A 24,847-nucleotide genomic window follows, 5' to 3' on the forward strand; every position below is an offset into this window, starting at 1 on the left:
CGCTCTCGTCAACTTGCTTGCTGGTTATAGCATGCCTGCCTGCCGAGATCTAGGGGCTTCTTGGCTGGCGAGCATACCACTGCTGGCGCGGCGGGAGAAGCAGTTTGGCGCCCAAATGCAGAACGCGGGCCGCTCTGGCCCGCGTTCTTAGGCGCTGGGCGGATGCGGTCAGCAGCTGCCGCGCAGCCGGGCGGTCGCCTGCAGCTGGCGGAGCTTTTCGATCGCCTTGGCCTCGATCTGGCGGACGCGCTCGCGGCTCAGGCCGAGCTCTTCGGAGAGGGCGAGCAGGGTCTTGGCTTTCTGCCCGCCGAGGCCGAAGCGGCCGGCAAGCACGCGCTGCTCGCGAACGTCAAGGTGAGAGAGGAGCTGAGCGACGTCGTCGCGAACGCTGCTGCGCACTGCCTCATCGGCTGGGGCGACCGCGATGCGGTCCTCGACGAGGTCGGCAAGGGCAGCATCCCCGTCCTCGAACACCGGCTTGTCGAGCGACATTGTCCGCCGGCTGGCGGCCAGCAGGTCGCGCACTTGGTTCGGCGAAACGCCGATCTCGGCGGCGACCTCTTCGCTGGTTGGCTCGCGCCCCAGCTCGTGGACGAGACGGTTCTTGGCGCGGTTGATGATCCGCAGCGCCTCATAGACGTGGACGGGAAGGCGGATGGTGCGCGACTGGTCGGCGATGGCGCGCACGATCGACTGGCGGATCCACCACGTCGCATAGGTCGAGAACTTATAGCCGAGGGTGTAGTCGAATTTCTCGACGGCCCGCAGCAGGCCGAGATTGCCTTCTTGGATCAGGTCTTCGAAGGCGACGCCGCGATCGCGGTGGCGCTTTGCCTCGCTCACCACCAGCCGGAGATTGGCGGTGGTGAGCGCCTCGCGGGCGCGCTCGCCCTCTTCGACGGCGCGCTGCAAGGCCGGGATCTCTTCTGGCGCTACGTCGTTGGAGGCCAACTTGGCGCGGGCTTCCATGCCCAGCCGGATCAGCCGTCCGTAATGCCATTCCTGCTCGCGGTTGAGCAGTTCAATGGGCCGGACGTCGTTCAGATACGCTTCGATGACGTCGACAGCGCCGCCGAGCTCTTCGTACTCCTCGACTTGGGTCTCCGAGGCCGCGCGCCGTTCGATTTCGGCGACGGCCCAGTGGACGAGCTCATCCTCCTCGCTTTCGGTCGGAGCGCCACTCGCCACGGTGCGTGCAGCCCACTCGACGAGTTCGATTGCCTGCTCATCCCGCTCCGGTGCGGCGGCGGCGGTCGACGGTTCGTGCGTGTCTTGATACGTGCTCTCCAACATCCCCCCAATATACATGTGGCGCCTTCGCGCGTGGTGTGATTGCGGTTTTCCCGCAGCCGTTGATCAGTCTAGCCCGGGGTCCCCCTCTCGCTATGCACCAAAAGTACTAGCCAATCTAGGAAAGGTTTCCTATTCCGCCTCCCGATCAGCTCGGAGGGCTACGCGCCAGCGGTCATGACACCCGGCTGCTCCCGCCCGATCAAGGTGAGAGCGTCAAGCGGCTGCGAAGTCTCCGCTCATTCCATTGCAAGAACGAATGAGACGCCGCCCCGTTGCGCGGGTGCGCTAGGCAGCGCCGTTCAGTGCGAGGCGGTCGACGGTGACGCCGTGGCGGGGGGTGAGGCGAACGAGGAGGGCGGCGGTCAGCCCCGCGCCGGTGTAGGGCGCGCCGGAATAGTGGGCGACGACCCCGCCGTGCGAGACATCGGCCATTCGGTCCCAGTGGCCAAGCGCGAGGTAGTCGCAATCGGTGGCGGCGATCTCCTCCGGCCAGATCGGCGACGAGCGGAAGCTCTGGGCGCTCGCCGGCTCGACGTGGCCGTGGGCGAGGACAATCCGCCACCGCGCCTGAACGCGCGGCGGGGCGGCGCGGAGCGGCCGGAAGCCGGGATGGTGGTCGATGACCGGCCGACCCCACAGCTCGACATTCAACGCCTCAAGGACGAGCGCCGGGTTCTCGTCGCGAGCGATGAGGTGCACGTTCGCCGGCCGCCGGAGGAAGTGCGGCCGGCGGTAGACCGAGTGCGCGTCGTAGCAGTCGTGGTTGCCCGGCAGAATGACGGCCGGTCCGGGGAACTGCGCCAGTTCGTCGAGGAGAAGCTGGACCGTCGCGTCGCTGACGCGGTTGTGATCGAAGACATCGCCGACGAGCAGCAGCGCATCTGCCCGGGCGCGTCGCGCCGCGGCGACGACAGCGCGCAGCGCGTGAGCTGCGAGGTCGGGCGCGTAGTCGTTGCCGAGATGGAGGTCGGAGGTGTGGAGAACGCGCAGCGAGCGCGCATCGCGGGCAGAAGGCATCGGGCCAAGTGTAGCAGATGGGCGCGGCGGGTGAAGACTGTATCCGAATTGGCGAGAGCGAAATTATCGCGCTGGCGTGGGGGCGGCCGGCAGCAGCGGTGCGCGCCCGGTGGGCTGCGCGCCAGGAGAGGGCGGCGCCGCTGGCCGCTTGAGCAGCCGACAGCCGGCTCGAGGGAGAGGCCGGGCCAGAGCGCGCTTCCTGTTGAGGCCGTGCCCATCGTGGGGCGCCGCTCTCGGCCGGCGTCTGCGCAGGGCTGGGGCGGTGTTCTTCGCGTCTTCCCAGCGGTCGCGCTGCTGCCGTTCGCTGCTCTCGCGACCTGCGGCCCGAGGCGGCTCTCCGCGCCCGCACCGCCTCGTCGCCGACGTGGAAATGCCTGCGGCTCCTTCGGACGGGAGTGGCGTCGTCGGCCGAGCGCTCGTGACGCCCTTTCCCATCCCGAAGTCAGCGCATCCGCGCCCGCTGAGGCGACGGCCGCGCGGGCAGAGTATGCGCCGTCAGGGGGCGATCTGCTGTGCTTGAGGAGGCTCCCAGCGCCGGAGAGTAGCGCCCTTCAGAGCGACTGCAGGGGAGAACCTTCTGTCTCTGCTCGTTCTCCTGCCAAGAGGCGCCGTTTTCACGGTCAGCCGCGCCCGCGCTCTCATCAGTCAAATGCGACCAGCAATGCTTCGATCAAAGTGTTCCAGTGCAGCGATCTGGTGCTCCTATCGTCAAGCATCTCAACGGTGCTGCTCGGGACCGTAGTGCTGGTCTGGCGCGGCTGAAGCGAAAAACTGTGAGGCAGCAGTCAAGCCATGGTGTACACTGTCCTCCAAAGACGCAGGCAACGTGAGGGAACGCGACGCATGGGCCATGGCGATGTAAGCGCAGCGTTCGAACTGCTGCTGAGCGAGCTCGACAATGCATTGAGCAGCGCACGAGAGGAAGCTGCGCGTGCCTCGCGGGCGGGCCGCTACAGCGAAGTCAACGCCAGTATCGCAGTCGCGCAACAGATCGAAACGATCGTCGATCAAATCAAAGCGAGCTATCGCCAATGGCAGGAGATCTCCAGCCAGCCGCGGGCCTCTCGCCAAGATCGGCCATCCCCTCCCCAACATGGACGCAGGACCCCAGTTAAGGTGTTTCGGCTGCCGATCCTGCGCGCCCTCGTCGCGCTTGGAGGGAGCGCTCCGCTCCATACGGTCCTGGAGCGAGTTTTTGACGAAGTGAAAGGCTCGTTGACTGAGGCCGATTTCGACCTGGTGCCCTCTCAGCCGAACACGCCGTATTGGCGGAATTACGCGCAATGGGCTCGGAAAGAGCTCGTTCTCGAGGGACTGATGTGCAGCGACAGTCCGCGCGGCATCTGGGCGATCTCAGAGCACGGGGTCGCCTATCTCGAACGCCATCAGGCGGCGGCGAAAGAAAAGAACCCGTAGGCAGCGCTGGCGCTGCTTGAACAGCGCTGAGCAACCGCCTAGCCTCGTTCTCGGCTGGACAGCGGGTGCCGCTGCATTTCAGGAGGCGGGCGGCGCTTGCGGGCAGAGCGCCGGTTCGCGACGCCGCTCTGCCGAGAAACAGCATCTTGGCAGAGAGGGAGGGATTCGAACCCCCGGACCTTTCGGTCTGCGGTTTTCAAGACCGCTGCCATCAACCACTCGGCCACCTCTCCGTGCAGCATGATCGTACCGTGCCGCGCGAAGAGGCGGCAACGTGCTCTCCGCTCGGGGCAGCAGCTTCCGCCGCGGCGCCCCACCCTCACCCCAGCCGGCCAAACAGCCGCGCTAACTGCGTCGCGCTCAGGTGCATCATCGTCGGGCGGCCATGGGGGCACGTCTTCGGCGCGGCGGTCTCCTCAAGCTGAGAGAGCAGGGCGCGCATCTCGGCATCGGAGAGCGCTTGGCCGGCGCGAATGGCGCTATGGCAGGCGATCGACGCGGCAATCCGGTCGCGCCATTCGGCCGGGTTGCCGATCAGCGAGGTGAGCGCATCCATCACGGCGCCGCTCACCTCCCCGGGCGCGAGCGATGCCGGCGCGGCGCGCACCACCACGCTGCGCTCGCCGAAGCGGTCGACCGTCAGCCCGAGCGCCGCCAGCTGGTCGGCGTGACGCTCGTAGGCGATCAGCTGCTCAAGCGAAAGATCGAGCACAACCGGGTCGAGCAGCCCTTGGCGCTCCACCGCTCCCCGCTCCCACGCCGCCAGCAGCCGCTCGAACAGGATGCGCTCATGCGCCGCGTGCTGGTCGACAAGGTAGATCCCATCCGGCCCTTCCGCAATCAGGTACGTCAACCCCACCTGTCCCAGCAGGCGAAGTGCCGGCAGCCGCCGCGCCAAGGGCACGGCAAGAGGCAGCTGCTCCGCCGGTCCGTCGTCTGGCCAAGGGAGCGGGGGCGCCGGCACCACTTCCGGGAGGCGCAGGTCGGCGTCGAGCGCCGCGCGGACCGCGCGCTGGACGACCGAGAACACCTCGCGTTCGAAGCGCAGCCGCACCTCGCTCTTCGCGGGATGGACGTTGACATCGACGCCGCCTGGCGCGATCGCGAGATGGAGCACCGCCAGCGGGTGCCGCCCCACCATCAGGCGGTTCTGAAACGCGCTCTCGACCGCCTGAGCGAGCAGCCGGCTTTGCACCCACCGCCCGTTGATAAAGAACGAGAGCCCGCCGCGGTTGGCGCGGCTGACCGATGGCCGGCCGACGAGGCCGACGACCTGCGTCAGCGGGTCCGGCGCTGTCTCGCGGGAGTCGACCGGCACCATCGCATCGGCAGCGGCGCGCCCCAGCGTTGCGACGACGGCATCCTCGAGCGCGCCCGTTCCGGGAGCGCGGAGCGTCGTCCTGCCGTCGACTTGGAGCGTAAACCGGACCGCAGGCCGCGCGAGCGCATACTGGCTGACGACCTGGGCGCAGGCGGCGGCTTCAGTGGCGGCGCTCCGCAGGTGCTGGCGGCGGGCGGGCAGGTCGGCAAACAGCCGCCGAACGGTGATCTGCGTGCCCGGCGCACCCGCCTGCCGGCTCGCTTCGACGAGCGCGCCCCGCTCCCACCGCCGAACCGCCGCATAGGGCTGGTCGGCAGGGCGACTGACAATGCTCACCTCCGCTACTGCCCGAATGCTGGGCAGCGCCTCGCCGCGGAAGCCGAGCGTCGCGATCGTCTCGAGGTCGTCGAGCGTCGTCAGTTTGCTCGTCGCGTGGCGCTCGAACGCGAGCTCGATCTCGGCCTCGGCGATGCCGCAGCCGTCGTCCGTCACCCGGATCAGCTGGATGCCGCCGCCCCGGATCTCGACCCCGATCGACCGCGCACCGGCGTCCAGCGCGTTCTCAATGAGCTCTTTGACAACCGACGCTGGGCGCTCGATCACCTCGCCGGCGGCGATCCGCGCCGCAAGCGCCGGTTCAAGCACCCGGATCGGCATGCTAGTCGCGGTTGTTGCCGGCGAGCGCGCTCAGCAGCCGCAGCAGCGAGAGGAAGAGGTTAACAATGTCGAGGTAGACCATGGCCGCCATCACCACCGCGGCGGCGAAGGTCCCCTCCATCTGCTTGATCTTCTGGACATCGTGGATGAGAAAGAGGCTGAACAGCACCGCGCCGCCACCGCCAAGCAGGATCTCCAGCCAAGTGGCGCGGACGAAGATCGCCAGCACGCTGCCGCCGATCAGCGCGAGCAGGCCGACGAACAGCCACGTCTGGAAGCGGGCGAGCGAGACGTCAGTCGTCCAAGCGAAGATCGTCAGCCCGCCGGTAATGATCGCGGTCAGGAGCAGCGCTTGGCCGAGAATGGCTGGCGCGGCAACGAGGTAGTAGCCGATCACCGGGCCGAGCGACATTCCCGAGAGAAACGTGAAGCCATACAGGAACAGCAGCCCGAGCGGCGCAGAGCGGCGCGCCACCGGCTGGAGCGCGAAAATGAAGCCGAGCTGCGTGATCGCGAGCACGATGAAAAAGGGCAGCCCAAGGACCCCCGCTGCCGCGAGCGAGAGGCCAACGGCGCCGCCGATCGCGCTGAAAATGAAGGAAAAGGCGAGCAGTCCGAAGACAGTCGCGACCGCGCTTCGCTCCGCGGCGCTCTCGCGTCCAAACAGTTCCGGATAGTCGCTAGGGCCGCGATACTCTCGGTTCATCGGTCCTCCCTCGTTTCCCCACTACAAAACGATAGCACAGCCGCAAACGCGATACGCGGGGGTGCGCGCCTTCCTTCGGGCACGCCTCTCCGCAGCGCGCATTTCGAGCGACCCGGCGGAAGCCTTGCCGGCGACCGCGCTCGCCCGCCGAAGCCGAGAGCGCGATATCCTTTGGAAATATGGAACCGGGCATCTGGGTCGGGGAGCGCGCGGATGAAACCCTCCTTGCTGCCGCCCGCGCGCTTTGGGCGGAACTGCCTCCCGGTCGGCGCGCCGCGACCCGGATTGCCGCCGGCTTCTCCGCTCTCGGCTGGCCGATCGACCTCGCCATCTTCACCGACACCGCCCTTGCTGTCGTCCACCTTGTGCCCGCAAGCGGTCCGCTTGTCGCCCGCCGCGCCGGACTCTGGCACTCCGGCGGCGCGCCGATCCTGCCGGACCGCCCGAACCCGCTGCTCAGTCTCCGCCTCGCGCGCCTCGCACTCCTCGAGCGCCTCGCCGAGCGGTCACCCGCTGTCCTCGGCCGCGCCGGCGACGCGCTCGTCTGGGATCGCGCCGCCGGTCTCGTCGCCATCGCGCCGACGCTGCCCGCCGGCTCGGCGATCGCGCTCGGCGTTCCTCCCCGCGACTGTCGCGTTATCGGTCTCGACCGCCTTGCCGGCACCGTCCTTCGTCTCCGCCCTCTGCACGAGCCGGTCGACCCTCTCGCGCTCGATCGCCTACTTCATGAAGGGCTCGGCCTCCAGCCCGTCGGCGGCCGCGCTGAGGCAGCCGGCTGCTTCCTCTGCACGCTCGTTAGCCGCCGCTGCGATCTCCACCGGCTGCGCGGCATCGTCGTCGACCTCCGCCAGACGAACGGTGTCCACCTCACGATCCAGACCGAGGACCAGTGGACGCTCGCGCTGTACTTGAACGACCCCTGGACGCCGCTCGGCGCGGGGATCGACCGTCTTCTTGCTGCCGGGGCGCCGCCCGCGATCGTCGCGCATCACCTCGCCGCGCGTGTCCGCGACGGCCGCGTCGCCTTTGCGGCCGGCAAGGACAGCCTCGTTGTCGTCGCCCCTGAAGTGCTGGTAGATGTCACGGCGGTCGCCGAGATGGCGCAGTGTCCTCTCGCCTATGTCGTGCACCAGTTCGAGCCGAAATCCCCGAGCGAGGACTCGGTGCGCGGCAAAGTCGTCCACGCCGCCTTGCGCCGCCTTGTCCGCGGCGAGACGCCGGCGGACGCGCTCGTCGAGGCGGCGCGCGAATCGACCCGCGACCTGGCGTTCGCGAACGTCACGCTGGATGCCGTGCTCGCGGGCGCACGCGACCACGTCGCCAAAATCGCCCCGGTTGTGGCGGGCCAGCCGGGCGAGACCGAGACGGCGGTCAGCAATCCGCAGCTTGGGATTGCCGGCCGCGTCGATGCGGTCTGGGAACGCGATGGGCAGGTGGAGCGGGTGCTTGAACTGAAAACGGGCCGCCCCGCGCCGGCCCTAGCAGCGCGGCCGAACCATCGCCTCCAAGCGCAGCTGTACGCCGCCAGTCTCTGGAACGCCGGTCGGCTCGACCTCGCGCAGGCGACCGTCCAAGTCGCCTACACCGGCGGCGAGGAGCTGGTCGCGGTCGATGTGCGTACCGATTGGCCGGCGATCCGGCAGGCGGTCTTCGTTCGCAATGAGGCGGTCCTCTTCGACTTGACCGGTCAGCCGCTCGGCGAACTAAAGCGCTGCAGCACGTGCCCGAGGTTTTTGCAGGACCGATGCCAGTTCTATGCCGACCTCCTCGGGTATGCGCCGACGCTGACGACCGCCGACAGCGACCGCCAGACATTCCGCCAGTGGGTTGCCGCGCTTCGCCGGGAAGCCGCCCTCGAAGCCCGCTCGCAGCTCGGCGCCTCCCGCCGCTCCCTCAACGCGCGCGTCGAAGATGGCAGCTGCTTCCGCATCGACTCCATCGCAGAGGAAGAAATCATCTCTGATGGGCGCTGGCGGGCGCGCCTGCGCGGGCGCAATATCTCGCGCTTTCGGGTCGCCGACCGGGCGACTCTCGCCAGCGACGACCCGCTCGGTCCGCGCGTGGACGCTGCGATTGAGGAAGTCGCTGCCGACGGGATCGACGTCCTTGCCGATGCGCCCGCGCCGTGGGCAACGCGCCTCGAGCCTGCAGCGAGCGGCACCCTCCTGCAGGGCGTCTTCCAAGGGCTTACCGGCTGGCTTCGGGCTGACGATCGCCTCCGCCGTCTCGTGGCCGGCGAGCGCCTCCCGCGCTTCGGGCCGCGGCCGGCGCGCGATCCCGCGCTCGACGAATACCAGCAGCAGGCGGCTGCCGCGGCGCTCGCCGCCGAAGACTACGCGCTCATCTGGGGGCCGCCCGGCACAGGAAAGACACGCACGATCGCCCGGATCGTTCGCGCGGCCGGACGTCGGGTCCTGCTCGCCGCGCTGACCAATCAGGCTGTGGATAACCTCGCTCTCGCGCTGCTTGCTGATGGGCAGCAGCAGCTGCTGATCATCGGTCGGCCGAACCGCTCTCACAGGTCGCTGCTTCCCTTCACCCTCGATGCTTTCGGCGACCAGCTCGACCGGATCCGCGACGCACTCGCCCAGACACCGGTCGTCCTCACGACGGCCCACCAAGTGGCGAGCGGCCGCTACGACCAAGCCTTCGGCGGTGCGCCGCCGTTCGATCTCGTCATTCTCGATGAGGCGACGCAACTGACGGAGCCGGCTGCGCTGGGGGTACTGCGGCTCGGCCGCGCCTTCGTGCTCGTCGGTGACCACAAGCAGCTCGCGCCCATCGTCGCCGACCCCGACTCTGCGCTTGCCCGCTCCCTCTTTGATCGGCTGTGGGCCCATCCTGCTTCAGCAGAGGCGCGCGTCATGCTCGCGCGCCAGTACCGGATGCGCGCCGCGATCGCGGAATTCCCCGCCCAGCGCTGGTACGAAGGGCGGTTGGAAACTGCGCCAAGCGCCGAGGCGCAGCCATCCATCCTCGTCCCCGCGAGCCGCTGGCCTGCCCTCTGGGGCGAGGCGCCGGCGGTGTTTGCTGCCGCTCCCGCCGACCGCGAAGCGGACATCGTCGTCACCCTCGTCCGCGACGCCCTCCGCGCCGGCCTGAGCCCGGACCAGATCGGCGTCGTCTCCCCCTATCGCCAGCAGGTCGCGGAGCTCTACCATCGGCTCGACGACCTCAAGGAGCCGCCGCTCGTCGACACCGTCGACCGCTTTCAAGGGTCCGAGCGCGACTGCATCATCCTTGCCGCTGACGCCAGCCGCCCCGGCGACCTCCTTGCCGATGAGCGCCGCCTGAATGTCGCGCTCACCCGCGCGAGGCGCAAGCTGATCGTTGTCGGCGACCCCGATCGCTTGCGGCGCTATCCTGCCGCTGCCGCCCTAATCGACCATTTCGCGCAGCGGGGGACGCTCGTCTCGCTCTCTGATCGATCGGGGTGACTGTCGAGCGCCGACCTTGCCCGGATGGAGGACAGCGCTGCCTGACGGCCTCCAGCGCCCGGATACGGGCGTGATTTCGTCTCTCCCGAGCAGGGGAGCGAAATCCTGCGCGCTGCGCCACGACTAGCGATGCGGCTGTACCCTCGAGCGGGTCGTACCGTCGTGGCAGCACCAGTCTAGTCGCTCGCGGAGCAGCAGGTCAAGTTGCATTCTCAACGCACGGCAGCGTAGGCTGTGTGCTGGCGTCCGCCGGAGGACGACTTTCGCACGTTGGGGAGTGAGGTGGCATTTCCATCAGTCGAAGAAATGCAGAAAATCGCGCTTACCTTTTGTCAGCCTCCACGCTTTGCGCAGATGATCACAATCGATAAAAACGGCTTTCCGACCGCGCGCACGCTCGGCGGGCGACTGATGCCCGACTGGACGGTCGATATCTACACCTTCAAGCACTTCGCCCGCCTCGCCCATGTTCGCCGCAACCCGCACATGGCGATGGTCTGGACGCAACATCCGGAGCCTGGGAGTTCGTCGCGCATTCCGAAGATGATCGCGGCCAAGGGCATTGCCGAGATCATCGAGGGCGAAGCGATGCGCCCCTTCGCCGAGGAGCGGGTGGCGGCAGGCGGCGGCCGCGACGGCATGACCGTCGAGCGCTACCTGAACGAGGTCGCGCTCATCCGCTTCCACATTACCGAATTCCGGGCCGAGGGCTTCGCTGCCGAAGGAACCGAGCTGACTTGGGACGAAGTGACTACCGGCATGACCTGGAAGCCGACTGGCCCGGCGCGGCCCGAGCCTGTCGACCCCGAGGGCTAGCCGTTTGGGCTGGACCGAATGAGGGGGAGCGCACCGCTCCCATCCAGCCGTCCAATTGTCCGGCCGGCCGAGCGGGGCGGGGGAGGGAGGGCGGCGCGTTCTTCTTGCTCTTCCGTGGCTGGCGGCTGCCGCATTCGCGCTCGCCGTGCTCCTCGGACTGGCGCTGACGCCGCCGCTCCAGCAGGCAACGTGGCTCGATGCGTCGCCCCTCCGCCCCCAACCCGAACCCGACCGAGCTGCAGGTCGGCCGCGCCGTCGGAGGCGGGGAACGGCGGCGCTCCTCGCCTTCACCCTCGCTCAGCTCCTTGCCGGCGCCGCGATCACCTCGGCCACGCTCATGCTCCACCTCAGCGACTCGGCCGGCGTCGTGCCGACCGTGCCGGACGGCCAAGACCGGCGGAACTGCTGGCTTCCCGACTGGATGACCGACCGGCTGGGCCGGCACAAAGTCCCGCCATCGTCAACGCCGCGCTGGGCGGGACGATCTTCGACGACCTCAGCGGTTACCGCGAGTTCAAGCCGACCGTCGAGTACGTCGGCCACTATCTCACCGCGTGGCCGCGCCCTACTACACCGCCGCGGTCCTCGGCATGCACAGCGGCTCGTTCTCGCGCGTCTATCCGCTTCGTGCCGGCGTCGAGGTGACCGACCTTGCCGGAAAGAACCCCCACCGCGCCGGGCTATGCGTCCTGCTTGACCGATCCCAATACTGCCCCTCGACCTTCACCTTCGATCAGTGCGATAACGGGGACAGTCGGTCTCCCACCAGCTGCTGGTGCGGCGGAACTGGGTCGTCGACGCCAACAAGCAGTTCAACGGCCCAACGCCGGAGCTCCTGACCCTCAGCAGGGGCCGCCCGCGTGGCCGGCCGCCCAGCGGATTGCGCCGAGCACTTGGCGCTGAAAGCGCGCATCGGCCCACGTCTCCGAAAAGTGGCCGAGCGCGTTGTAGTAGACGCGGCCGGCGCCCTGCTGGCGGCACCAGGCAAGGGGGAAATCGCCGCTCGCGCCGACCGAGGCGGCGTCCAGCCGCAGCAGGACGTGCACTCGCGGCCGCGGGTTCTCTCGGAAGGTGTAGAACTCCTCGCGGATGGTGAAGCTGCTGCCGAGCCCTTCGGTGGCGGGGTGGGCGCTGTCCTCGACGATCACGCCGCCGGGCTGGACCCACGGGTGCTCCTTGAAGTAGGCCCCGACGAGCGCGCCGTACTCCGGCCAGCGGTAGAGCGTGTCGGTGGCGCTGTGGAAGCCGAGGAAGCCGCCGCCTGCCGCGACAAAGCCGAGCAGCGCCGCGCGCGCCTCGTTCGAGAGCGGCAGCTCGCCGCTGGTGAGGCAGAAGACGAGCACGTCGTACTGCATCAGCCCCGCTTGACTGATGACGCTCAAATCCTCGGTGGCGGTGACGGTGAAAGCGGTCGAAGCATCGGCGAGGCCGCGGAAGGCGGCGATTGCCGCCGGGATCGAGTCGTGGCGGAAACCGTAGGTCGCGGTGATGACAAGCACGCGCGCTTTCTCGGCCGACGGCGTGCGGACAATGGGCGCGATCGGGATGTTGACGCGTTCGCTCGGGCGCGCGCAGCCGGCGAGCGCCAAAAGCAGCGGGGCAGCAAGCGCCGTGCGCCGGCTGATGCGAGCGCTCATGTAGCGTCGGCCGGCAGAATGGCCGAGCCGGTCTGGGAGCGCGGGTCGCGCCGTTCCCAGCGGCCGGCGTCGACAGTCGCGAAGAAGTCGAGCACGGCGGCGTTGAAGCGCTCCGGCTCCTCGAGATTGATCGTGTGGCCGCTCTTCGGCAGCATCACCAGCCCGGCCCGGGGGATCGTCCGTTTCAGGAAGAGGGCCGGCTCGAGGCAGGGGTCGTCCTCGTCGCCCACGATGATCAGCACCGGGACGTCGAGCGCGGCAAGGTGCTCTTTCAGCTCGAAGACCGAGGGGCGCTCTCTCTGGACCCCGAGGAAGGTGTTCGCCGAGCCGAGGTCGGAATGTTCGGCCAAGCGCGCGACGAAGGCGCGAAAGCCGTCGGGGTCTTTTGTCTCGAACTGGACGCGCGTCGGACCCCGCGAATACCAGCTTGCCACCGAGCGCATCCCTTCGCTGAGCATCCGGCGCGCCGTCGTCTCGACATCAGCCTGGAACTTCGCCCGCTCGGCGGCGGTTGAGCCGTAGCCTGTGCCGGCGAGCACGAGCGAGCGGACCCGCTCGGGGTGCTGGATGGTGAAATGGAGCGCAGCGTAGCCGCCCATCGAGATGCCGCAGAGATGGGCGCGCTCGAGGCCGAGGCCGTCGATCACGTCGCGAAGATCATCGGCAGCACGCTGCTGCGAATAGCGGCGCACATCTTCCGGCACCTCTGACGGGGGGTAGCCGCGGGCATTGTAGGCGATGGTCCGGTAGCGGCGCGCCATCGCTGCTACTTGGGGCGCCCAGCCCCGATAGTCGTCGGCGAACTCATGGACAAAGACGATCGGGGTGCCGCTGCCGCGCTCTTCGTAGAACAACCTGACGCCATCGCTCGTAGTGACGTACGGCATCCTCTCTCCTTTCCGGAGTGTGCCGCTGCCTCAGGCGGGTGCGCCGACGACGACGTTCCATTCGCGCACGGTGCGGCTCGTCCAGAGGCCTGCCTGGCAGTATGGGTCGTTGTCGAGCATGGCCTCGACCTCTTCGCGGCTTGCGGCGCGATAGATAATGAGCGCGCCGTCAATCGGGTCGGCCCAGGCGCCGGCCATGATGACGTTGCCTCGGGCGCGCAGCCCCTCGAGGTAGGCGAGATGAGCGGGCCGATAGGGCGCCCGCTTCTCCACAATGTCAGGGACATAGGTCACGATCGCCGCGTACAGCTTCATGCGCCCTCCGTCGGCGGATGGTACTCGATCAGTTGGCGACGCGGACGATAACCCGGCTTTCCGCGGCGCGGCCAGTCCGGTCGTAGACGGTGAGGATGATCGAATGGACAGTATTCGGCGACCCGCCTGTTGCCCAGCTGCCGAGCAGACCGTTTTCGACCGGACGCACTCCCTCCGCGATGGTACGCCGCTGCACCGGGGCTTCCCCTTGGCCGACCTCCAGCTTGTAGGCAGCAAAGTCGGGACCGGCGGCGGTCCCAAGGATGTTTACGGTTCCGTTGACTAGCGAGCCGGAAGCCGGCGCGACAATGGCGGCCGGGCCGGCGGCGGCAGGGATCGGCGTTGCCGTTGCCGCCGGGCGGGGCGTGTCGGTGGGACGGGGCGTCGCTGTCGGCGCGGGCGTTCGCGTGCCGCTCGCGGTCGGCGTTCCGGTCAGCGTGGCCGAGGCGGTGATGGTGGCGGTCGCCGTCACCGTCCCGGTTGGGCGGGGACCGCTGAAGCAGGCGCAATACTCCGTCGGGATTGGCGGCAGGCCGAGGTTCCGGATCTCCTGCGGCACGTCGGTCAAGTTCGGCGGCAGAAACGAGCGCAGCTCGACTTCGTCGGGGCGGCAGCCGCTGTCCGCCAGCTTGCCATCCAGCTTGCAGACGAGCATCCGCTTGGCATACAGCTCAACGGGGGTCTTGGGCTCGATGCCTTGGATGTAGATGTCGCTCGAGGTGCTGCTGCACTCTCCCTTTTCGTTGCGTTCGGCGCAGACCGAGACGGTGATGATGCCCGGCGGCCGAGGGAAGTTTTTTACGGCACGGTTGCGGTGGGCATACTCCATGAAATCGTGCCAGATCGGGCCGGCTGCCCGCGAGCCGAGCAAGTTCATCATCGGCGCGTTGTTTGAATTGCCGACCCATACCCCCGTGACGAGGTCGGGCGTATAGCCGATTGTCCACGCATCGCGGGAGTCGTCGGTTGTGCCGGTCTTGGCAGCAGCTGGCCGCGAGAGGCGGAGCGGGCTGTCGAACCCGAACTCCGGGGCCCGGGCGGCGTTGTCAGCGAGAATGTCAGTGATCAGGTAGGCGAGTTCGGGGGTGAGCGGCCGCCGGTCGTCCTTCGGCTGGTACTGGAAGAGCGTCCGGCCGTCAAGGTCGACCACTTTCAAGATCGCCGTCGGCGGATGGTAGATGCCCCCTGACGCGAAGACGCCGTAGGCGGCGGTCAGCTCAAGCAGCCGCACTTCGCCGCCGCCCAAGGTGAGCGACAGCCCGTAGCGAGCGGGGTCCTTAAAGCTCGTGATCCCCATGCTGCGCGCCATCTCGACGGTGTCGGTCAGCCCAGCGAATTGCAGCACCTTGATTGCCGGAATGTTGAGCGAGGTTGCTAGCGCGTTCCGCAGCTTGACAGGACCGCGGAACTTGCCGTCGTTGTTCTTGGGCGAGAATGGTTTTCCCTGCCCATCTGGGATCGTGATCGGCTCATCAAGGAGCACGGTTGCGGGCGTGTAGCCCTTCTTGAACGCCGTCACGTAGGTGATCGGCTTGATCGACGAGCCTGGTTGACGCTCAGCGATCGCGACATTCACCTGTCCATCGATGTCGCGATCGAAATAGTCCACCGAGCCGACCATGGCAAGGATCTCGCCGGTTTTCGGGTCGATCGCGACGAGCGCGGCGTTGCGGGCGTTGAAGCGCGAGACGCTGTCGATATGGCGCTTGACGATCCGCTCCGCTTCGCGCTGGAGATCCAGGTCGAGCGTGGTGTAGACAGTTAGGCCGCCGCGATACAGCCGCTCCGACCCGTAGCGCTCTTGGAGGAGGTCGCGCACGTAGAAGACGAAGTGCGGCGCTTTGATGTCGAAGCGGGCAGCGCGGAAGGTGAGCGGCTCGTTGCGGATCCGGTCGGCCTCCTCGGCACTGATGTAGCCGGCGCGGCGCATCAGTTCGAGAACGTCGGACTGGCGCTCCCGCGCCGCCCGCGGATTGACGGTCGGGTCATACTCGACCGGCGACTGCGGCAGGCCGGCGAGGAGGGTCGCCTCGGCAAGCGTCAGCTCGCGCACCGACTTGCCGAAGTAGCCCTGCGCCGCTGCCTCGATCCCGTAGCTCAGGTTCCCGTAGTAGATCTCGTTCAGATACATCTCCAAGATCTGCTCTTTGGTGTAGAGCCGGTCGATCTGGACGGCGAGCAGGATCTCTTTCAGTTTGCGGAGGTAGCGCAGCCGCTCGCGCTCGGCGCGGGAGAGGGACGGGTCGAGTTCGGCTTTGCGCTCAGCCTCCGGAATAAGGACGTTGCGGATCAGCTGCTGGGTGATTGTCGACCCGCCGCCCTCGCCGGTGCCGGTCAGGTTCAGGAAGGCGGCGCGCAGAATGCCTTGGTAGTCGACCCCCCGGTTTTCGAAGAAGGTGCGGTCTTCGGTGGCGATCGTCGCCGAGATCACCGCTCGCGGCATCTCGTTGAGCGGCACGCGGGTGCGGCGGCCAGCGTTCGGGTCGAACAGCTCGTACAGCAGCTCACCGTCGCGGTCAAGGATGCGCGTTGAGTTGAACTGGGTCGTTCGGCTCGAGAGCTCGTTCGGATTTGGCAACTCGAGGTAGGCGCCGAAACGGTCGCTTGTGAACGCCAGTGCCGCCGGCGCGCCGAGCGTCGCTGTCGTCAGCAGGGCGATGACCGAGGCGAGCGCAAGCCCGGCAGCGACGCCGAGCGCGTGCCAGAGGTTCGGTCCTCGATGCAGCGCGCGCCGCTGCAGGCGAAATTTGAGGCGAGCATGTCGGATCGCCTCAGCGCGGCTGACCGCGCGGGCGTGGCGATGACGTGACTGCATGCAGGGCACAAGTATAGGCCGGCCACGCATGGGGGACTACTGCGAGCGCGGGTCTGCCCGCCGGGGCATGGAGCGCTACAGCCGGAGATGCTCCTCAGCAGTTTGCGCAACGCGCAGCACCGCCTCGTGCAGCAGCCCGTTCGTCGCCACGCCGTCGCCGCCGGCGGTCACTGCCCTCCCGCTGAAGTCGCTGAAGCGGCCGCCGGCCTCCTCGACGCAGATCCGCGGCGCAGCGAAATCCCACGGGTTCGCGTCGAGGTCGAACATGATCTCGGCGCGGCCGGTGGCAACGAGCGCGTAGCCGTAGCCGTCGCCCCACGTGCGCGCTGTGCCAGCGGCTGCGACCAGCCGGTCGATGAGGGCGCGCCGCGTCGGGTGCTTGAAACTCGAGCTGAGCAGATAGGCCTGCTCGAGCTGGCTCACTGTCGAGACCCGGCACCGCCGACCATTCCAGAAGCAGCCGAGGCCGCGCCCGGCGCTCACCAGTTCGTCCAGCCCGGGAAGATAGATCGCGCCCGCAATGACCGCGCCCTCGCGCTCGACCGCGATCAGCACCGCATAGAGTGGGACGCCCCGTACGAAGGAGCGTGTCCCATCGATCGGGTCGATGATCCAGCGGTGGGCCGCGCCGGGACGAGTGTCGCCCCACTCCTCGCCGATGATGCCGTGATGCGGATAGCGCGCCTCGATCCGGCGACGGATCAGGAGCTCTGCCTCCCGGTCGGCGGCGGTCACCGGCGAGCGGTCAGCTTTCCACTCCGTTGCGACGTCGTTCTGGAAATAGCCGAGCGTCAAGCGGCCGGCGGCGACGGCCACCTCGGCGGCGAAGTCGCGCAGCGCCGCGATCGATTCGTCGCTCATCGCTCCTCCGCGGCCAATGCTAGCGGATGGCTAGGGCGCGCGCGCGATCGCGAGCGCATCGCCCCGCGGGGTGGGCAGCCGCGCTCCGGTTGCGAGGTCATAAAGCCCAATCAGGATCGTCCGGACACCCTCAGCCTCGGGGAGCACAATCCGGTCGGTGACACGCTCCCCGGCCGACCAGAGGCTCGTCGGATAGCCGCCTCCCTGCGGCGGCGCATCGCGCTGGGCAATGAGGCGTCCCGCCTCGTCAAGCAGATGGACGAAGACGGTGTAGTCGCGGCCGACCTCCCGCCGCGCGCGCCAGAAGAGCACGAGGGTATCGCCCTCGTCGGCGAACGAATAGCCGTCCAGCTCGATCGCCTCGCCGAAAGAGAGCCCCAGAGCCACCTCGGGCCGGAGGTCGCTCGGCGGTTCGGGCAGCTTGAGCGGCGGCAGCAAGCCGAGCCCGACAACCCGCGGCGGCGGGCCGGCAGTGCGGAAGGGCGCGATGCTCGCCTGGACGAGATAGCGTCCCGGCGGCGCGTCCGGCGGCAGCCGGAGCGTATGGCGCGTAGTCCGCCGCTCTCCAAGCTGCCAGAGCGATGTCAGCCCGATCCCGTCGCGCGGGTCTATCGCCGACCGTGTCACCACCCCGCCGTCGGGACCGATGAGGCTCGCCATCAGCGCATAGTCATCGCTGGGGAGGCCGTCGGCCGCCCAGTCGAACGTGACCTCGATCGTCGCGCCCGGCGTGAGGACGCGCTCCGGGGACTGCCGTCCCGCGAGCAGCCGCAGCCCGTCGGCGCGGCCGAGCCCCTCCGGAAGCGGCGGCTCGGGCGCGCGGCCGGCGACGCGCAGCGTGCCCACCAGCGCCCGACGGTCACCGACGACCGCTTCCACCCGTACGTCGCCGGCGGCCGTGCCGGGGCGCAGCCAGAGCGTGCGCACATCGCGGACGATCTCATTCGCCGTCCACCACGCGGTCGAGGCCGTTCCCCACATCGGCCGGCCGACTGACTCTGCCGCTGTCTCGCCCTCGGCAACGAGGCGGAGCCCGACCGCGAGGTCAGGCGGCTGGCCGATCGCTTGCCAGTAGAGCGTTGCCGCATACGCGTTCGGGCCGCGCTCCTGAATCGCTCCGCCAAGCAGCCGCAGCGCGCCGAGGTCGGCGGGAGCGAGCGTCGACTCCACGAGCGCCGGACCGCGCAGCGCCAGCGCGCCGACGCCAAGCAGGGCGAGCGCTGTCAGCGCCAGCGTCGCGCGGCCGGTGCGGCGGCGCAGCGGAACGGCGAGGGCGACAACGACGATCAGGCTGAGCGCCGAAACGATGGCGCCCATCGTCCGGACCGGTGTTGTCCCATAGCGGAGCGCGACGATATGCTCCCCCGGCGGCACCGCAACCGTCAGCAGGCGCAGCGGCCCGGTCTCGCCGACCGGCGCCGGCGTACCGTTGAGGGTTGCCGACCAGCCGGGCAGGGCAAAGGCGTGGAGCCGCAGCGCCGTTGGCTGCTCGGCGCGGACGGCAAGGTCGAGCCCATACGGCCCGAAGCGGAGCAGCCGGGCGGCGGCGAGCGGCAGGTCGCTCACCGCTGCAGGCGGCAGAAAGCCGTCCGCTGGCCAGCGCCAGACCGCCGCCACGCCGGCCGGCAGGTACTCCTGCGCGAACGTCGTCCCAACCGAGCGGTCGACGTATTCCCAGCGCACCACCCCAGCGGGCGTGAGCAGCGATCGATCGAGCGGGCGCTCGACAACCGGCAGCCGCGCGAGTGCCGCCGCGGCGAACGCCACCGCCCCGACCGCGGCGATTGCCTGCCCCCAGCGGAGGAGCGCTAACGGCGCGGCCGCGATCGCGCCCAGCAGCGCTGCCGGCCCGAGGAGCCGAAACGGAAAGAGCAGCGGGTCGAGCAGCCGCACCCCGCTCCAGAGCGGCGCCGCGAGCGTTGAGAGGAGCAGCGCGCTCACCCCCACGCCCGCTGCGCCGTATAAGGCCGGCAGCCGCAGCTGACGAAGCGCGAGCGCCGCTGCCGTTCCCGCCGCCACGCCGGCCGCTTGGACCAGCCCGAACCGGAAGAGGGCGTAGCTGAACGCCGGCTCGAGATCCACCAGCCGCTCGAGCGGCAGGAGCCGCCGCAGCGTCCGCCCCGCAAACCGGTCCAGCGCGATCGTGCTCGACTCGCTGAGGGCCGGCAGCCAAGAGAATGCCGCCAGCCCCGCGGCAAGGACGAACGGCAGCAGCCCCCAGCCAAGAGCGGCGGCCGCCGCGCTGCGGCGCATGCCCGACGCCTGCGCGCGGGCGACGAAGCGGATGGCCCACCACAGCAGCGCCAGCGGCCAAGCGAGAAAGGCAATCAAGTTGTGGGCGAGCAGCAGCCCGGCGAGGGCCAGTGCCGCGACCGCGAGCGCAGCGCGCTGCCCGGCGCGCAGGCTGCCCTGCCAGCGGTCGAGCGCCCAGAAACACCACGGCAGGAGCGCGATTGCCCAGGCCTCAGCCAGCGCCCCGCGGATGTAGACAGTGGCGAGAACATACGGCGCGTAGAGGTAGGCGGCGGCAACGAGCGCGCCGCCGGCGAGCCGGCCCGTGAGCGACTGGCCGAGGAGGAACCCGCCCGCCGCAGCGACGACGAGCGACAATGCCAGCGCGACGCGGACGCCGGCCAAGGCGTCGCCGCCGACGAGCAGCGGCAGTTCGGCGATGTAGGCCGAAAGCGGCGGATAGAACGTCCCCAGCGGATAGCCGTAGCCCGCCGCGAACTCGGGATACAGCCGCGGGAACAGCACCCCCTGCCGGACCAAGCTGTCGAAAGCGACAAGCCGCGTCGCGTGCAGCATCCCGTCGTGGCTGTCGATGAAGGGGGTCGTGAGGACCCGCCAAGCGGCCGGGAGCGCGAGGCCGAGAACGATCGCGCCCGAACGGGCGTAATGGAGCGCGGCGGTCATCGCGTCACCGAGAGCGTGCCAACGATGATCTCTGGCCCGCCCTCGACCGGCAGCGGCCGGCTTGTCTCCGCCTCATACACCACAACCGCCACCCGGTAGGTTCCAGCCAGGAGCTCGCGCGGCAGCGGCAGCAGATGGAAGGTGCGTTCGCGCTCATTCCCGGCCCAGGCCGAGGTCGGCTCGAAGAGGCCCGTGCGGACGAGGAAGTGATCAGACTGGGCGACCCGGCGGCCGGCATCATCGAGGAGGCGGAGCGACACCTTGAGGTCGAGGTCGGTGCGCTCCACTGCCGTCCACTCCGCGATCGCCCACGCCGTCTCGATGCCGACGCCGACGGCGAGGCCGGTCAGACGAAGCGGTCCGAATGGGAGGTCACGTCGCTCGAGACCGGCGGGGGCGAGCGAGGGGAGAAGCGGCGGCTCGACCTGCCAAGCGGTGGCGCGGAAGTAGTCGTAGCGCTCGTCCCACAGCTGGCGTCCCTGCCGGCCGAGGAGGAACTCGGCGAGCCGCTTGTGGTCAGCCGCGATGTCGCGCTCGACCGCCCGCTCGAAGACGATCACCGTCCGCCGGCTGCCCACAAGCTCGGCAAACTGCCGTGCGATCCGCTCTTCATCAGCGCGGATAAACCGGTACGGCGACCCTCCCCGGTAGAGAAAGGCGATCGTGCCGTGGTCGTAGCCCTCGCGATAGAGGCGGCTCTGGACGATCGCAAACGCCGTGTCGGGGCCGGCTTCTGCGTTCATCACCGCTGCCATCTCGACCATATCGCTGTCGAACTGGGTGGGGATCTCCGGCAGCGCTGCCCATTCCACGAAGTAGATCCGCCCTTCCCACATGCCGCTCAGGACGATCAGCGCCGCTGCTGCCGCGCCGACGAGGCGGCGGGGAACGCCCCGCCGAGCAAGGAACGCTCCCGCTTCGATGAGTCCGATCGCAGGAAAGAGATAGACGGCAGGCAGCATACCGAAGGCGTGCGCGTTGTGAGGAAAGACGCCGAGGGGAAGAGGCGTTGCGAGCAGCATCACCCCGAACCACAGGATCAGGAAGCTGTACGGCCCGCGGCGGACGCGCCGGAGGGCGATGCCCAGCCCAAGGAGAAAGAATGGCGCGACCGCGAGATCGAAGACGGGCGCGCCGGGGTAGTTGCGGTAGGCGCGCGCATCGCCTCCGCCCGGGACGACGAACATCGGCAGCGTCCCGACAAGCGCGGTCAGATAGCGCTCATGAGGCGGTTGTCCGCTCGCTTCGGTAAAGGGGTTCAGCTTCGCTTGGCGGCGGAAGAACTCCTCCGGATGGGAGAGAGCGTAGCCGAGGAGCGGCGCGCTGACCGCCGTGCCGACCAGGACGAACAGAAGCAGCCCGCGCCACCGCGCAGCAAGCGGTGAGAGCGACAGGTCAAGCGCGAGGCGCGCTGCGGCGTAGCCCGGCATGATGAGCGGCGCAATGCGCGCCGCGGTGTAGGTGTATTGGGTGAGCCCGAAGGCGAGCCCAGCGGCTGCCCAGGCACCCAGCCGCCGCGTCTCCCACGCTCGCCAGAACCAGTAGGCGGCTGCGGCGAGCAGGAAGGGGAAGGCGTTGATCCGCAGCCCGATGCGGTTGAAGATGACCAGCCAGATCGAGGTCGCGGCGAATGCTGCCGCCGCCACGCCGATCCACTGCGCGCTCTCGCCATTGACCGAGCGGAACAGCCGCCGCCCGAGCGGGATCGTCACAGCGACCGTCAGCACGCCGAAAAACGCTGCCGGCAGCCGCAGCGCCAGTGGGTCGCGGCCGAGCAGGGCGACGAACGGCGCGGCCGCCAGCATGAACAGCGACTCGCGTCCGCCATTCTGGGGGTAGAACGGCAGGATCTCGCCGCGGAGCGCGGCCATCGCGTCGAGGCCGTAAAACCCCTCGTCCATGTTCAGCCCCGGCGGCAGCTCCGGCAGCAGCACGATGCGCATGCCGAAAGCTGCGAGAAGCACTGCCGCCGCCGCCCACCGCGCGCTCACGGCAGAACCCCCAACTCGAGCGCATCGCCGGCGGGTGAGCGCGCCCGCTCGCCCGTCACCGGGTCGTAGAGGCCGACGACCAGCCGGAGCGGTCCGGCCGGCGCGCTGAGCGTCCGCCGGTCGATGAGTACCTCTCCCGGCAGCCACGACACCGCCGGTGCCTCGCCGCCGCCCGGCGGACCGTCGCGCTGGGCGGCGATCCGGCCATCGGGACCGACCAGATGCACGAACACCGACCAGTTGCGGTCAGGCGTCGCCGCGGCCTGCCACACCAGTTCGATCTGCAGCTCGCTGCCAAGGCGCCAGCTCGACCAGCCGAGCAAGGTGGCGATACCGCCAAGCGTCTCGCCGACCGGCTGGACGAAGGGTGGCGGGGTGAAACGGCGTTCGCGGCCAGCCACCTGGAGCGTTCCGACCCGCGCTGCCGGCCCCTCGCCCCACTGAACGTCGACGGCGAGCGGGCCTGCGGGCGCGGTCACCGCAAGGCGCGCCTCGACGACATCGCGCACAAGCGCCCTGTCCGGCCAGCTCGCCGGCGGCAGCCGTCCTCCGAGCGGCACGCCGCGCCCGCCGCCATGCGCATTGCCGGCGCTGTCGAGCAGGTGCACTTCGTAGCCTGCGCCGACGACGGGGCCCGGCAGCCGCTGCCAGTAGAGGACGATCGCCGCCGTCTCTCCCGGTATCACTGGACTGTCGGGGAGGGCGCGGCCGGCGAGCGCGATGCCGCCCCAGCGGGCGTTCGCGACTGCCAGCTCCGGGTCGAGCGCTGTTCCCGAGGGGGGAAGTGTCAGCACGCCGACAAGCCCTTCCATCGCGTCCCGAACGCGCAGCACCTCGCCGGACTCGCGGTCGTAGACCGTGGCGTGGAGGCGGTAGCGTCCTGCGGGCAGCCCCGGCGGGAGGTCGAGGAGGTGATAGCTTGCTTGACGCTCGCCGACCGGCCAGGCCGCAGTCGGCACAAAGCGGGGCGGCGCCAGCAGGTCGCGGTCGGCCTGGGCGACCAGCCGTCCCTCCTCATCGCGAAGGCGAAGCGACACTTTCAGATTGTGGTCGGTCGGCGCGAGGAGCGACCAGCGTGCCAGCGCCCAGAGACGGTCCCGCGCCGCGCTCGGACCAGCCGCCCAGCGTTCCAGCCGCAGCGTCCCGCCGAACTCGAGCGCGGCCGGCTGCTCGCCGTCCGGGGCGAGCGCGGGCCAAAGCGGCTCGTCGAGGCGATAGCTGGCGAGCCGGTAGCTCGCATGGGCTTCGTCGTGAACGAGCTGCCACTGCCGCCGGAGCAGAAAGTCCACTATCTGCTTGGTATCCGGGGGCGCCATCCGGGCGCGGCTCAGTTCGATCACAGTGACCTCGCGCCGCTCTCCCGCCAGCGCTGCCAGCTCCGCTGCGACGGACGCCTCGTCAATGCGCAGGAAGCGGAAGGGCGCGTCGCCGCGGTAGAGGAACTCGACCGTCGGGTGCGACCAGCCCGGCAAGTAGCCCGCGCCGATCGGGATGACGATCGCTGTCGCCGGGCGGCTGCGGTCGTTCATCGCATTCGCGACGTCGACAAGGTCAGCGTCATAGGCTGCCGCAAGTCCCGGCAGCGCCCGATAGTCGCTGAAGTAGCGGTTCCAGCCCCAGGCGAAATTGCCGGCGACGATGACCGCCGCTGCGCCGGCGGCAAGGCGCGCCGCCGTCTGACGGCCGAGGCGGCGCGCACCGTCGACTGCGGCGACGAGGCCGAGCGCCGGAAAGAGAAAAAGGACGGGCAGAACGCCCGCGCCATGAATGAAGTGCGGCGCGGCATCGCGCGGCAGCGCCGCCGCCAGCGTGAACACGGCCAGCCAGAGCAGGATGAATTGAAAGGCCGGCTCGCGCAGGCGCCGAAGCGCGACGGCGAGCCCCCCGACGAAAAGCGCGCCTCCGACTGGAGTGAAGGCAGGATCGCCCGGATAGGACTGAAGCGGGCTGCTCACGCCTTCGAGGAAGAACATCCGCAGCATGCCGGCGAGCCGGCCAACGTAGCCGTGGCCGCCCGCCAGCCGGCCGTCGTTGGTCATGAGTGCCAGCTGCCGCTCGAAGAAGACGCCGGGATTGGTCACGACGTAGAGCGCCAGCGGCATGGCGACGGCTGCCGCGGCGAGGGCGAAGGCGAGCCACTCCCGCCGGCGTTCCCAGAGCAACTGCGGGGAGCGGCCGACGAGCGCGAGCAGCACCAGATAGCCCGGGATGACCGGCGGCAGGGCGCGCACTGCCGAATAGCTGTACTGCACCAGCCCGAAGGCGGCGCCCGCGGCGAGCCAGTCGCCGGTCCGCCGGGTCTCGAGGGCGCGCCAGAACCAGTAGCCGGCGATCGCGAGCAGCGGCGCGAACAGGTTCAGCCGCCAGCCGATCCGGTTCTCGACAATCAGCCAGACCGCCCCGGCCGCGAACGCTGCTGCCACGAGCGCGAGCGCGTCGCGGCGAAACAGCCGCCGCGCGAAGGCGAAGAGCGCGGCGACAAAGACGACCCCGGCGAATGCCGCGGGCAGCCGCAGCGCAAACGGGTCGTGCCCCGCTGCGGCGATGAACGGCGCGGCGAGCGCCATGAACAGCCCTTCCCGCCCGCCGTTGCCGGCATAGTAGACGCGCGGCCCTTCGCGCAGCACGCTCGCCGCATCGACCGCGTAATACGCCTCGTCGCGTCCGAGACCCGGCGGCAGCTCCGGCAGCCAGAGCACCCGCGCCGCGAATGCCGCAAGGAGGATAACGGCTGCGGCGGGGCGCGTCAGCGCGGAGCGCAT

At 69.4% G+C, this 24,847-nt stretch carries 16 protein-coding genes and 1 tRNA gene; 3 read left to right on the forward strand and 14 right to left on the reverse strand.

What is annotated here, in order from left to right:
• Positions 1-168 precede the first annotated feature (168 nt).
• Together NZ773_12110 and NZ773_12115 are read right to left on the reverse strand one after the other, a co-directional pair.
• Complete coding sequence (locus NZ773_12110; protein ID MCS6802668.1) at positions 169-1,293, reverse strand: sigma-70 family RNA polymerase sigma factor; 1,125 nt, start codon at positions 1,291-1,293, stop codon at positions 169-171.
• A 285-nt stretch (positions 1,294-1,578) separates the two neighbouring features.
• Complete coding sequence (locus NZ773_12115; GenBank protein ID MCS6802669.1) at positions 1,579-2,310, reverse strand: metallophosphoesterase; 732 nt, start codon at positions 2,308-2,310, stop codon at positions 1,579-1,581.
• 843 nt (positions 2,311-3,153) lie between these two features.
• Here NZ773_12115 and NZ773_12120 point away from each other — a divergent pair.
• Positions 3,154-3,726: a winged helix-turn-helix domain-containing protein gene (locus tag NZ773_12120; GenBank protein ID MCS6802670.1), complete on the forward strand. Its 573-nt coding sequence runs from the start codon at positions 3,154-3,156 to the stop codon at positions 3,724-3,726.
• A 147-nt stretch (positions 3,727-3,873) separates the two neighbouring features.
• Here NZ773_12120 and NZ773_12125 read toward each other — a convergent pair.
• The 3 genes from NZ773_12125 to NZ773_12135 form a co-directional block, all read right to left on the reverse strand.
• Positions 3,874-3,959 (reverse strand) — tRNA-Ser (locus NZ773_12125).
• An 86-nt stretch (positions 3,960-4,045) separates the two neighbouring features.
• Complete coding sequence (gene mutL / locus NZ773_12130) at positions 4,046-5,704, reverse strand: DNA mismatch repair endonuclease MutL (GenBank protein ID MCS6802671.1); 1,659 nt, start codon at positions 5,702-5,704, stop codon at positions 4,046-4,048.
• A 1-nt stretch (position 5,705) separates the two neighbouring features.
• Positions 5,706-6,410: a Bax inhibitor-1 family protein gene (locus NZ773_12135; protein MCS6802672.1), complete on the reverse strand. Its 705-nt coding sequence runs from the start codon at positions 6,408-6,410 to the stop codon at positions 5,706-5,708.
• Positions 6,411-6,589: 179 nt separating this feature from the next.
• Here NZ773_12135 and NZ773_12140 point away from each other — a divergent pair, with 179 nt between their 5' ends.
• Positions 6,590-9,847, forward strand: a complete 3,258-nt coding sequence (locus tag NZ773_12140) for an AAA domain-containing protein (GenBank protein MCS6802673.1) — start codon at positions 6,590-6,592, stop codon at positions 9,845-9,847.
• Between the two features lie 282 nt (positions 9,848-10,129).
• A complete protein-coding gene (locus NZ773_12145; protein MCS6802674.1) occupies positions 10,130-10,663 on the forward strand; it encodes a pyridoxamine 5'-phosphate oxidase family protein in 534 nt (177 codons plus the stop codon).
• A gap of 297 nt (positions 10,664-10,960) precedes the next feature.
• Here the strand turns inward: NZ773_12145 and NZ773_12150 are convergent, their stop codons facing one another.
• The 9 genes from NZ773_12150 to NZ773_12190 form a co-directional block, all read right to left on the reverse strand.
• Entirely contained in the window at positions 10,961-11,206 is a 246-nt protein-coding gene (locus NZ773_12150; GenBank protein ID MCS6802675.1) for a hypothetical protein, read from the reverse strand.
• A gap of 299 nt (positions 11,207-11,505) precedes the next feature.
• Positions 11,506-12,300, reverse strand: coding sequence for a ThuA domain-containing protein (locus tag NZ773_12155; GenBank protein ID MCS6802676.1), 795 nt, complete (start codon positions 12,298-12,300; stop codon positions 11,506-11,508).
• A complete protein-coding gene (locus NZ773_12160; protein ID MCS6802677.1) occupies positions 12,297-13,187 on the reverse strand; it encodes an alpha/beta hydrolase in 891 nt (296 codons plus the stop codon). The genes NZ773_12155 and NZ773_12160 overlap by 4 nt, the downstream gene beginning before the upstream one ends.
• A gap of 30 nt (positions 13,188-13,217) precedes the next feature.
• A complete protein-coding gene (locus NZ773_12165) occupies positions 13,218-13,502 on the reverse strand; it encodes a YciI family protein (protein MCS6802678.1) in 285 nt (94 codons plus the stop codon).
• A gap of 28 nt (positions 13,503-13,530) precedes the next feature.
• Positions 13,531-16,317 carry a PBP1A family penicillin-binding protein gene (locus NZ773_12170; GenBank protein MCS6802679.1) on the reverse strand — a complete coding sequence of 929 codons (2,787 nt, stop codon included), beginning with the start codon at positions 16,315-16,317 and terminating at the stop codon, positions 13,531-13,533.
• A gap of 75 nt (positions 16,318-16,392) precedes the next feature.
• Positions 16,393-17,178, reverse strand: coding sequence for a histidinol phosphate phosphatase (locus NZ773_12175; GenBank protein ID MCS6802680.1), 786 nt, complete (start codon positions 17,176-17,178; stop codon positions 16,393-16,395).
• Between the two features lie 30 nt (positions 17,179-17,208).
• A complete protein-coding gene (locus NZ773_12180; protein MCS6802681.1) occupies positions 17,209-20,094 on the reverse strand; it encodes a hypothetical protein in 2,886 nt (961 codons plus the stop codon).
• Positions 20,091-22,085, reverse strand: coding sequence for a glycosyltransferase family 39 protein (locus tag NZ773_12185; protein ID MCS6802682.1), 1,995 nt, complete (start codon positions 22,083-22,085; stop codon positions 20,091-20,093). The genes NZ773_12180 and NZ773_12185 overlap by 4 nt, the downstream gene beginning before the upstream one ends.
• Positions 22,082-24,847, reverse strand: coding sequence for a glycosyltransferase family 39 protein (locus NZ773_12190; protein MCS6802683.1), 2,766 nt, complete (start codon positions 24,845-24,847; stop codon positions 22,082-22,084). Before NZ773_12190 ends, NZ773_12185 begins: the two co-directional genes overlap by 4 nt.

The organism is Dehalococcoidia bacterium (assembly GCA_025054935.1).
GTDB lineage: Bacteria > Chloroflexota > Dehalococcoidia > SpSt-223 > SpSt-223 > JANWZD01.

Coding starts and splice junctions, on each gene's coding strand:
- NZ773_12110 (MCS6802668.1), bottom strand. CDS start 1,293: ATGTTGGAGAGCACGTATCAAGACACGCACGAACCGTCGACCGCCGCC.
- NZ773_12115 (MCS6802669.1), bottom strand. CDS start 2,310: ATGCCTTCTGCCCGCGATGCGCGCTCGCTGCGCGTTCTCCACACCTCC.
- NZ773_12120 (MCS6802670.1), top strand. CDS start 3,154: ATGGGCCATGGCGATGTAAGCGCAGCGTTCGAACTGCTGCTGAGCGAG.
- mutL (MCS6802671.1), bottom strand. CDS start 5,704: ATGCCGATCCGGGTGCTTGAACCGGCGCTTGCGGCGCGGATCGCCGCC.
- NZ773_12135 (MCS6802672.1), bottom strand. CDS start 6,410: ATGAACCGAGAGTATCGCGGCCCTAGCGACTATCCGGAACTGTTTGGA.
- NZ773_12140 (MCS6802673.1), top strand. CDS start 6,590: ATGGAACCGGGCATCTGGGTCGGGGAGCGCGCGGATGAAACCCTCCTT.
- NZ773_12155 (MCS6802676.1), bottom strand. CDS start 12,300: ATGAGCGCTCGCATCAGCCGGCGCACGGCGCTTGCTGCCCCGCTGCTT.
- NZ773_12160 (MCS6802677.1), bottom strand. CDS start 13,187: ATGCCGTACGTCACTACGAGCGATGGCGTCAGGTTGTTCTACGAAGAG.
- NZ773_12165 (MCS6802678.1), bottom strand. CDS start 13,502: ATGAAGCTGTACGCGGCGATCGTGACCTATGTCCCTGACATTGTGGAG.
- NZ773_12170 (MCS6802679.1), bottom strand. CDS start 16,317: ATGCAGTCACGTCATCGCCACGCCCGCGCGGTCAGCCGCGCTGAGGCG.
- NZ773_12175 (MCS6802680.1), bottom strand. CDS start 17,178: ATGAGCGACGAATCGATCGCGGCGCTGCGCGACTTCGCCGCCGAGGTG.
- NZ773_12180 (MCS6802681.1), bottom strand. CDS start 20,094: ATGACCGCCGCGCTCCATTACGCCCGTTCGGGCGCGATCGTTCTCGGC.
- NZ773_12190 (MCS6802683.1), bottom strand. CDS start 24,847: ATGCGCTCCGCGCTGACGCGCCCCGCCGCAGCCGTTATCCTCCTTGCG.